10 protein-coding genes are annotated in these 9366 nt (G+C 64.7%); all 10 read left to right on the top strand.

All coding sequences use genetic code 11. From position 1 onward, the window contains the following. Positions 1-158: 158 nt before the first annotated feature. On the top strand, positions 159-1109 hold the full coding sequence (locus PSOLE_RS13155) for a YbgA family protein (protein ID WP_074861213.1): 951 nt from the start codon (positions 159-161) through the stop codon (positions 1107-1109). A gap of 4 nt (positions 1110-1113) precedes the next feature. Next, positions 1114-2070: a MerR family transcriptional regulator gene (locus PSOLE_RS13160; protein ID WP_074861232.1), complete on the top strand. Its 957-nt coding sequence runs from the start codon at positions 1114-1116 to the stop codon at positions 2068-2070. Next, a complete protein-coding gene (gene phrB, locus PSOLE_RS13165; RefSeq protein ID WP_074861215.1) occupies positions 2058-3494 on the top strand; it encodes a deoxyribodipyrimidine photo-lyase in 1437 nt (478 codons plus the stop codon). Before PSOLE_RS13160 ends, phrB begins: the two co-directional genes overlap by 13 nt. Continuing rightward, positions 3491-3913: a nuclear transport factor 2 family protein gene (locus PSOLE_RS13170; RefSeq protein ID WP_074861217.1), complete on the top strand. Its 423-nt coding sequence runs from the start codon at positions 3491-3493 to the stop codon at positions 3911-3913. Before phrB ends, PSOLE_RS13170 begins: the two co-directional genes overlap by 4 nt. Beyond that, positions 3910-4665 carry an SDR family NAD(P)-dependent oxidoreductase gene (locus PSOLE_RS13175; RefSeq protein ID WP_074861219.1) on the top strand — a complete coding sequence of 252 codons (756 nt, stop codon included), beginning with the start codon at positions 3910-3912 and terminating at the stop codon, positions 4663-4665. Before PSOLE_RS13170 ends, PSOLE_RS13175 begins: the two co-directional genes overlap by 4 nt. After that, positions 4662-5909 (top strand): NAD(P)/FAD-dependent oxidoreductase, encoded by a 1248-nt coding sequence (locus PSOLE_RS13180; protein ID WP_074861221.1) that lies wholly within the window; start codon positions 4662-4664, stop codon positions 5907-5909. The genes PSOLE_RS13175 and PSOLE_RS13180 overlap by 4 nt, the downstream gene beginning before the upstream one ends. After that, the gene (locus tag PSOLE_RS13185; protein WP_074861223.1) at positions 5909-6709 is read left to right on the top strand and encodes a DUF1365 domain-containing protein; all 801 of its coding nucleotides are present in this window, start codon (positions 5909-5911) and stop codon (positions 6707-6709) included. Before PSOLE_RS13180 ends, PSOLE_RS13185 begins: the two co-directional genes overlap by 1 nt. Continuing rightward, positions 6696-7970 carry an SAM-dependent methyltransferase gene (locus PSOLE_RS13190; RefSeq protein WP_074861225.1) on the top strand — a complete coding sequence of 425 codons (1275 nt, stop codon included), beginning with the start codon at positions 6696-6698 and terminating at the stop codon, positions 7968-7970. The genes PSOLE_RS13185 and PSOLE_RS13190 overlap by 14 nt, the downstream gene beginning before the upstream one ends. Continuing rightward, entirely contained in the window at positions 7963-8490 is a 528-nt protein-coding gene (locus PSOLE_RS13195) for a DUF2878 domain-containing protein (RefSeq protein WP_074861227.1), read from the top strand. Before PSOLE_RS13190 ends, PSOLE_RS13195 begins: the two co-directional genes overlap by 8 nt. Before the next feature lie 318 nt (positions 8491-8808). Further along, entirely contained in the window at positions 8809-9120 is a 312-nt protein-coding gene (locus PSOLE_RS13200) for a YkgJ family cysteine cluster protein (protein ID WP_003459516.1), read from the top strand. The last annotated feature ends 246 nt before the right edge of the window (positions 9121-9366 follow it).

Here is a 9366-nt window from a genome sequence, read left to right on the forward strand (position 1 = left end):
GATACCCGGCGGCGGCCCCCTCGGCTGGCGCCGATTGCCTGCACAGAAAAACCAATACCAAACCTATACAAAATATTTGACTTGTATAACTGCGCACCTATGATAGACACAAGTTGTACACGAATCACTTCATGTACAAGGTCTAATGAGGTCAGGTTATGCAAGCAAGCAAAGCCAAACTGGGCATCAGCGCCTGCCTGCTGGGCGCCGAAGTCCGCTACAACGGTGGCCACAAACTGTCGCGCCTGTGCAGCCGCAGCCTGACCGAACACTTCGATTTCATCCCGGTCTGTCCCGAAGTCGGCATCGGCATGTCGATCCCTCGGGAGCCGATTCGCCTGGTCGGCGACCCACAAGCGCCGCGCGCCGTCGGCACCGTCGACCGCTCGCGAGACGTCACCGACGCCCTGGCCGCCTACGGCGAACGCATGGCCACTGAACTGCAGGGCATCAGCGGCTACATCTTCATGCAGCAGTCACCGTCCTGCGGCCTGGAGCGGGTCAAGGTGTATCAGGAAGGCGGACGCCCGAGCGAGCCGGGGCGCGGCATCTTCGCTGCGGCCTTATGCGCGCGGCATCCGGATCTGCCGGTGGAAGAAGACGGCCGCCTCAATGATCCGGTGTTGCGCGAGAACTTCATCACCCGCGTCTATGCCCACGCCGAATGGCAGCGTCTGTTGCAGCAAGGCCTGACGCGTCGCGCCCTAATCGCCTTCCACTCGCGCTACAAGTACCTGCTGATGGCCACCGACCCGCTGCGCTACAAGACGCTCGGACGCATGCTCGGCGACCTGAGCCAGCACGATCTGGGTGAGCTGGCGCCGCGCTATTTCAGCGAGCTGATGAGCGCGCTGAAGAAATGCGCCACCCGTGGCACCCACAGCAACGTGCTGCAGCACCTGAGCGGCTATCTCAAGCGTGCGCTCAGCCCCGCCGAGAAGCAGGAAATGCAGCAACTGATTGGCCAATACCGCGACGGCATCGTGCCGCTGGTGGTGCCGCTGACGCTGCTCAAGCACCACTTCCGCCGTCACCCGGATCGCTACATCGCCGAGCAAGCGTATCTGCAGCCGCACCCCGAGCCACTCAGCCTGCGCAATGCGCTGTGATGCCATGACCAGCGAAACCATCGCCGAAGAAGAAACCGGCCACGACTACCGCCAGGCGCTCGACGAGGGCTACCTGCCGATTCGCGAGGTGGCCCGCAGCACCGGCATCAACGCCGTGACCCTGCGCGCCTGGGAACGCCGCTACGGGCTGATCGTGCCCTACCGCACACCCAAGGGACACCGCCTCTACTCACCGGCCAACCTCGCACGCATCAACGCCATTCTCGCCTGGCTGGCTCGCGGCGTTGCCGTCGGCCAGGTCAAGGCGCTGCTCGACCACGAGCAGGTGCCGCAAGCAACCCACAGCGACAACTGGTCACGTCAGCGCAACGAGCTGCTCGGCTGCATCGTTCAGTTCAACGAGCGACGCCTGGATGATCGCTTCAACTCGGCACTGGCGCTCTACCCGGCCAGCACCCTGGTCGAACAACTGCTGTGGCCGCTGCTCGGTGAACTGCGCCAGCGCTGGCAGGGCCAGTTCGGCGCACGTGCCGAGCAGGTGTTCTTCCTCTCCTGGCTGCGCAGCAAGCTGGCCACCCGCATTTACCACTGCAATCGCCAGGTCGGTGGCGCGCCGCTGCTGCTGATCAACCTCGGCGAGGCACCGATGGAACCGGGCCTGTGGCTGTGCGCCTGGCTGGCCAGCGCCAGCGATTGTCCGGTGGAGGTCTTCGATTGGCCGCTGCCGACCAATGAACTGCTGACGGCGCTGGAGCACATCGCCCCGCGCGCCGTGCTGTTGTATGCCGAAGAAGCGCTGGATGGCGCCCTGGTACGCCGCCAGTTACCCCGTCTGGCCGAACAATGCCGGGTGCCGCTGCTGCTCGCCGGCCCCGCCGCTCACATTCACCGCGACTCGCTGACCAGCCTGGAGTCAGCCAGCGACCCGCTCGCCGCGCACGCCTGGCTGTTGCAACAGGGCTTGCTCGGCACCCAAGAGGTAACCCCATGCAGCAACTGATGTGGTTTCGCAGCGACCTGCGCACCCAGGACAACACCGCCCTGAGCCGCGCCATGAGCAGCGGCGCGACCATCGCCCTGTATCTGGTCACGCCCGGCCAGTGGCAGCGCCATGACGACGCCGCGAGCAAGGTGGACTTCTGGCTGCGCAACCTGGCGGAGCTGAGCAAGGCCCTGGCGGCGCTCAATGTGCCGCTGCTGGTACGCCACTGCCACGACTGGAGCGAGGCGCCGCTGCAGGTCGCCGAGGTGTGTCATGAACACGACATCAGCGCCGTGCACGTCAACGAGGAGTACGGCGTCAACGAAAGCCTGCGCGATCAGCAGGTCTGCGCTTACCTCGGCCAGCAGGCCATCGCCTGGCACAGCCATCTCGATCAGCTGTTGTTCAAACCTGGCAGCGTACTGACCCGCTCCGGCGGCTACTTCCAGGTCTACAGCCAGTTCCGCAAGGTGTGCTACGAGCGCCTGCACACGGCCCTGCCGGCATTGATCGCCCCACCGAAGGCGCAAACGCCGCTGGCCATCGGCAGTGAGGCGATACCCGAAACCGCAGAGGGTTTCGCCACACCCAGCGCCAGCCTGCGCCTGCTCTGGCCCGCCGGAGAGGAGGCGGCCCTGCAGCGCCTGCAGCGCTTTAGCGAGGAGCAGGTCAGCTACTACAAGGACGAACGCGACTTCCCCGCCAAGCCTGGCACCAGCCAGTTGTCAGCCTACCTGGCCGCCGGCGTCGTATCGCCGCGCCAATGCCTGCATGCCGCGCTCGCCGCCAATCAGGGCGAGTTCGACAGTGGCAACCCAGGCGTCGTCACCTGGATCAACGAGCTGCTCTGGCGTGAGTTCTACAAGCACACACTGGTCGGCTACCCACGGGTATCGCGCCACCGTGCCTTCCGCCTGGAAACCGAGGCGCTGCCATGGCGCCACGCCCCGGAAGACCTGGCCGCCTGGCAAGAGGGCCGCACCGGCCTGCCGATCATCGATGCGGCCATGCGCCAACTGCTGGAAACCGGCTGGATGCACAACCGCCTGCGCATGATCGTCGCCATGTTCCTGACCAAGAACCTGCTGATCGACTGGCGCGAGGGCGAGCGCTTCTTCATGCGCCACCTGATCGATGGCGACCTGGCGGCGAACAACGGCGGCTGGCAATGGAGCGCCTCCACTGGCACCGATGCAGCGCCGTACTTCCGCATTTTCAACCCGATCAGCCAGTCGCAGAAGTTCGATCCCGAAGGCCAGTTCATTCGCCAGTGGGTGCCGGAACTGGCCGGCCTGAACAAGCGCGATATTCATGACCCGTCCGCACTGGGCGGCCTGTTCGCGCCCGCCGGTTACCCGCGCCCGATCGTCGATCTGTCGCGCTCGCGTGAACGCGCGTTGGCGGCGTTCAAGAACCTGTCTGCGCGGGAGGTTCCGGCATGAGTGCATTTCTTCACGACTTCGCCGAGCGCTTCGCCGCGCTGAACAAGGACAACCTCGATCTGCTCGGCGAGCTGTACAGCGATGACCTGCTGTTTCGCGACCCGCTGCATGAAGTGCATGGGCTGACAGCGCTGCGCCGCTATTTCGCCGAACTCTACGCCAACGTCGAGGCGCTGCGTTTCGAGTTCCACGGCTTCGATCAGGTCGCCAAAGGTGAGGGCTACCTGCGCTGGACCATGCGTTATCGCCACCCACGCCTACGTGGCGGCGAGGAAATCGCCGTCGAAGGCTGCTCGCACCTGCTCTGGCGTGAGCGCGTTTATCAACACCGTGACTACTTCGATGCTGGCGCACTGCTCTATGAACATCTGCCGGTACTCGGCAGCGTGATCGCCTGGTTGAAGCGGAGGCTGGCATGAAACGCATCTGGCTGACCGGTGCCAGCAGCGGCATCGGCGCTGCCCTGGCCGAAGAACTGCTCAAGGCCGGCCACCAGCTGGCGTTGAGCGCACGCAGCAGTGGCCCGTTGCAAGACTTTGCCACGCGCTATGGCGAGCAGGTACTGGTCGCCCCGGGTGACCTGACCGACGCCGAACAGGTGCGTGCCATTGGCCAGCGCATCGCCCAGCAGTGGGGCGCACTGGATTGCGTGATCCTCAATGCCGGCACCTGCGAATACGTCGAGGTGCGTCAGTTCGAGGCGGCGATGATCGAGCGCGTGGTCAAGGCCAACCTGTTTTCTGCCAGCTACTGCATCGAAACCGCCCTGCCGCTGCTGCGCCAGGGCAACCGCCCGCATCTGGTCGGTGTGGGCAGCTCGGTCACCTTCATGCCGCTGCCGCGTGCCGAGGCCTATGGTGCGTCCAAGGCCGCCATGCGTTACCTGCTGCAGACGCTGCGCATCGATTTGGCCAGCGAAGGCATCGACGTCACCCTGGTCAGCCCCGGTTTCGTCGACACCCCGCTGACGCAGAAGAACGACTTTCCGATGCCCATGCGCTGGCCGGTGGAGCGCGCCGCACGGCACATCGCCGAACGCCTGGACAAGCGCCCACACGAGGTCGCCTTTCCCACTCCCTTCATCGCCGTGCTGAAACTGCTCGGCAGCCTGCCCAGCAGCCTGCAACTGGCCATAGGTCGCCGCCTGGCGCGCAACGAGGACAACGCATGAAAATCGCCATCGTCGGCAGCGGCATCGCCGGCCTGACCTGTGCCTACCTGCTCAATCGCCAGCACGACATTCAGGTGTTCGAAGCCAGCGACTGGATCGGCGGCCACACCCATACCGTCGACGTGCAGGTGGACGGTCGCAGCTACGCCATCGATACCGGTTTCATCGTCTTCAACGACTGGACCTACCCCAACTTCATTCGCCTGCTGGAGCAGATCGGCGTCGGCTTCAAGCCCACCGAAATGAGCTTCTCGGTCAGCGACCCGGCCACCGGCGTGGAGTACAACGGCCACGACCTCAATACCCTGTTCGCCCAACGCAGCAACCTGCTGTCGCCGGCGTTCTGGGGCATGCTGCGCGACATCCTGCGTTTCAATCGCCAGTCGCTGGACGACCTGGCCAACAACCGCATCAGCGCCGACACCACGCTCGGCCAGTACCTCGACAGCAACGGCTATGGCCGCCGCTTCATCGAGCATTACATCGTGCCGATGGGCTCGGCCATCTGGTCGATGTCACTGGCCGACATGCTCGGTTTCCCGCTGCAGTTCTTCGTGCGCTTCTGCAAGAACCACGGCCTGCTCTCGGTCAGCGACCGGCCGACCTGGCAGGTGATCGAAGGCGGCTCGCGCAGCTACGTGGCGCCCTTGACCGCCAGCTTCGCCGAACGCATTCGCCTCAACTGCCCGGTCAGCCGCGTCGTCCGTGATCAGGATGGCGTCACCCTGCACAGCGCTGCCGGCAGCGAGCGCTTCGACAAGGTGGTATTCGCCTGCCACAGCGACCAGGCACTGGCCCTGCTCGATCAAGCCAGCGAGAAAGAAAGTGAAATCCTCGGCGCCCTGCCCTACGCCAACAACGACGTGGTGCTGCACACCGACACGCGCCTGCTGCCCAAGCGCAAGCTGGCCTGGGCCAGCTGGAACTATCGCCTGGGCGGGCCGCGTGAACAGATGGCGGCGGTGACCTACGACATGAACATCCTGCAGGGCATCGACAGCGACACCACCTTCTGCGTCAGCCTCAACCAGACGGCCGCCATCGACCCGAGCAAGATCCTCGCACGCTTCCAGTACGCCCACCCGCAGTACAGCCTGGCCGGCACGGCGGCGCAAGCGCGCTGGGAAGAGCTGCTCGGCGCGCAGCACACCTACTATTGCGGCGCCTACTGGGCCAACGGTTTTCATGAAGATGGCGTGGTCAGCGCACTGCGCGTAGCGCGTGCCTTCGGAGAGACGCTCTGATGCACAGCGCCCTGTACAGCGGCTGGGTGCAGCATCGCCGCTTCGCCCCGCGCGCCCATGCCTTTCGCTATCGCATGGGTCTGCTGTACCTCGACCTGAGTGAGCAGGCGCAGCTGTTCGCCCTGTCAAAGCTGGCCGGTTCCGGCCGCTGGGCGCCATTCGCCTTTCGCGAGAGCGACTACCTGCCCGAGTCCACCCGCCAGGGCGTGCCCCTGCATGAGGCGGTGCGCGATCGCGTGGAGCAGGCACTGGGCACACGCCCGCAAGGTCGCATCTGCGTGCTGACGCAGCCGCGCAGCTGGGGCCTGGCGTTCAATCCAGTGAGCATCTTTTACTGCCATGACGCCGACCAGCGACTGATGGCGATTCTCTGTGAAGTCAGCAATACGCCGTGGCGTGAGCGTTATCACTACGTGCTGCCGGCAGAGGGTGAAGGCCGCCATCAAGTCAGCGTGGACAAGGCCTTTCACGTCTCGCCTTTCCTGCCGCGCGAGCTGCAATACCGCATGAGTTTCAGCGCCGTCGGCGAACGCCTTGGCGTGCACATGGCCGACTGGCAAGCCGATACCAAGATGTTCGATGCCAGCCTCAGCCTGCACCGCGAAGCTCTCGACCGCGCCAGCCTGCACCGCTATCTGCTGAGTTCCCCCTGGATGACCGGCAAAACCCTGGCCGCCATCTACTGGCAGGCGATGCGCCTGCTGTTCAAGCGCATCCCGATTTTCGACCACAAGCCCGCGGAAGGCAGCTTCCGTGTAGCCCGCCCGCAAGCGAAGGACATGCCCCATGAAGAGCTCTAGCCTGACCGCAACAAGAAGCCTGGTACGCAGTGGCAACGGCATTGGCGCCGGTCTGTTGCGGCGCGCCGTGATGCGCCAGCTGCAGAACCTGCACCACGGTCTGCTGGTAATTCATGAGGCGGGTGACAGCCTGCACTTCGGTAACCCCCAGGCTCATCTGCGCGCCGAAATCACCGTGCATGACCCTGCGGTCTGGGGTCTGGTGGCGGGCAATGGCTCGATCGGCTCGGGCGAAGCCTACATACATGGCTACTGGAGCACGCCGGACCTGACTGCGGTGATTCGCATCTTCGTCGCCAACCTCGACGTGCTGGACGCCATGGAGGGTGGCCTGGCGCGCCTCGGCCGGCCGTTGATCCAGGGCCTGCACTGGCTCAATCGCAACACCCGCAAGGGCTCGCGCCGCAATATCGCCGCGCACTACGACCTGGGCAATGACCTGTTCGAACAATTCCTCGACCCGACCATGATGTATTCGGCAGCCATGTTCGCGAACGAGGACGACAGCCTGGAGCAGGCGCAGCTCAACAAGCTCGAACGCATCTGCCAGAAACTTGCACTGCAGCCTACGGACCACTTGCTGGAGATCGGTACCGGCTGGGGCAGCATGGCCATCTATGCCGCTACTCATTACGGCTGCCGGGTGACCACCACCACCTTGTCGCGCGAGCAGCACGCCCATACCGAGCGACGCATTCGCGAGCTGGGCCTGGAGGATCGCGTCACCCTGCTGCTGGAGGACTACCGCGACCTCGATGGCCAGTACGACAAGCTGGTCTCCATCGAGATGATCGAGGCCGTCGGCCATCGCTTCCTGCCCACCTACTTCGAGCAGTGCGCGCGCCTGCTCAAGCCCGACGGGCTGATGCTGCTACAGGCCATCACCATCCGTGATCAACGCTACGAGCAGGCCTGCAAGTCGGTGGACTTCATCCAGCGCTACATCTTCCCCGGCGGCGCCCTGCCCTCGGTGCAGAAGATGCTCGACGTGGTCACCCGGCATACCGACTTCAACCTGCATCACATGGAAGATTTCGGCCTGCACTACGCGCGTACCCTGCGTCTGTGGCACGACAACCTGCGTCACGCGCGGCAGCGCCTGGAGCAGTTGGGCTACGACGATTACTTCTATCGCCTGTGGGAGTTCTACCTCTGCTATTGCGAAGGCGGCTTCCTCGAACGCACCATTGGCACCGCGCAATTGCTGCTGGCCAAACCGGCCGCACGCCCTGCGCCTCTGTTAGGAAACTTCGATGCCTAAGCTGATCGCCAATGCCCTCCTGTTCCAGCTCGGCTGGCTGGTCTGCGTCTTTGCTGGCGACAGCCCCTGGCTGCTGGTGGTGGCAGTGATCATTGGCGTGCACCTGCTGTGGGTCAGCAGTTGGGCGGCCGAAGGCAAGCTGCTGCTCAGCGTGTTTCTCGCCGGCAGCGCGCTGGACAGTTTTCTGCTCAACCTCGGCGTATTCGATTTCGGCGAGGAGCGCCAGCTGATCCCCCTGTGGCTGGCCCTGCTCTGGCTGCTACTGGCCAGCACGCTCAATCACTGTCTGGCCTGGACTGCCCAGCCCTGGTGGCGAGCCAGCCTGCTCGGCGCGGTTGCCGCACCGCTGTCCTACTACGGCGGCGCCAAGATCGCCGGCGTCACCCTGCCACTGGGTACCTGGCCAACCCTGGCCATTCTGGCGCTGGTCTGGGCCATGGTGATGCCGGTGCTGCACGGCTTCGCCAAACTCTATCGTGCGCAATACGAGCAGAGCCTGCGCAGCCGCCGCTCGGCCTAGCCGATAGCCTCCGTAGGAGCGGCGCCTCGCCGCAAACCACTTCGGCTCGGGTTCGAAAAGCTTCGCCCCGGGGCGGGGCTCCTACGAAAAGCACAAATGCCCGCATGTGTAGGAGCGGCGCCCCGCCGCGAACCAGGCGGCGCGGCCCCAAAACGCTTCGCCCCGAGGCGGGGCTCCTACGAAAAGCACAAATGCCCGCATGCGTAGGAGCGGCGCCGCGCCGCGAACCAGGCGGCGCGGCCCCAAAACGCTTCGCCCCGAGGCGGGGCTCCTACGAAAAGCCCCGCGTATCCACTGCATGGCGTACACTGCCGCGCCATGAGCCAGACCATCCCCCATACCCAACTGCCAACCGAACCCGAGATCAGTTGCAGCACTTGCGCGGCTTGCTGCTGCCAGCTGGAAGTGATGCTGTTCGGCGATAACGACGTGCCGCAGCATTTGATCGATACCGACCAGTGGGGCAGCGAAGTGATGCGTCGCCTGGACGACAACTGGTGCGCAGCGCTGGACCGCAACAGCATGCGCTGCACCATCTACGAGGTGCGCCCACTGATCTGCCGGGAGTTCGAGCTGGGTGCGGCCGAATGCCTGGAAGAGCGCCGGGGCATCGCTCAGGCCTATCGCTAGCGGAGCGCACCGCGCACAGGCCAGAGGCACAATGAAAAAGACCGGGGCTTGCCTAATGCCAGTCAGTTAAGCGCTACAGCTTGACCTTCTGCGCGCTGAATCGGGTAGGAGGCGGGGTCACCCCCGCCGTCCTCCCACACCACCGTACGTACGGTTCCGTATACGGCGGTTCCTGCCTACTGACAAACAGCATCAGCGAGCTTGGTTCCGTTGATGTGTCGCCTGCGGTAGCTAAGCGCCCAGACC

The organism is Pseudomonas oleovorans subsp. oleovorans, from assembly GCF_002197815.1.
Classification (GTDB): Bacteria; Pseudomonadota; Gammaproteobacteria; order Pseudomonadales; family Pseudomonadaceae; genus Aquipseudomonas; species Aquipseudomonas oleovorans.

Excerpts from the sequence above, each read along its gene's own strand:
- PSOLE_RS13155 (WP_074861213.1), top strand. The coding sequence starts at position 159 with ATGCAAGCAAGCAAAGCCAAACTGGGCATCAGCGCCTGCCTGCTGGGC.
- PSOLE_RS13160 (WP_074861232.1), top strand. The coding sequence starts at position 1,114 with ATGACCAGCGAAACCATCGCCGAAGAAGAAACCGGCCACGACTACCGC.
- phrB (WP_074861215.1), top strand. The coding sequence starts at position 2,058 with ATGCAGCAACTGATGTGGTTTCGCAGCGACCTGCGCACCCAGGACAAC.
- PSOLE_RS13170 (WP_074861217.1), top strand. The coding sequence starts at position 3,491 with ATGAGTGCATTTCTTCACGACTTCGCCGAGCGCTTCGCCGCGCTGAAC.
- PSOLE_RS13175 (WP_074861219.1), top strand. The coding sequence starts at position 3,910 with ATGAAACGCATCTGGCTGACCGGTGCCAGCAGCGGCATCGGCGCTGCC.
- PSOLE_RS13180 (WP_074861221.1), top strand. The coding sequence starts at position 4,662 with ATGAAAATCGCCATCGTCGGCAGCGGCATCGCCGGCCTGACCTGTGCC.
- PSOLE_RS13185 (WP_074861223.1), top strand. The coding sequence starts at position 5,909 with ATGCACAGCGCCCTGTACAGCGGCTGGGTGCAGCATCGCCGCTTCGCC.
- PSOLE_RS13190 (WP_074861225.1), top strand. The coding sequence starts at position 6,696 with ATGAAGAGCTCTAGCCTGACCGCAACAAGAAGCCTGGTACGCAGTGGC.
- PSOLE_RS13195 (WP_074861227.1), top strand. The coding sequence starts at position 7,963 with ATGCCTAAGCTGATCGCCAATGCCCTCCTGTTCCAGCTCGGCTGGCTG.
- PSOLE_RS13200 (WP_003459516.1), top strand. The coding sequence starts at position 8,809 with ATGAGCCAGACCATCCCCCATACCCAACTGCCAACCGAACCCGAGATC.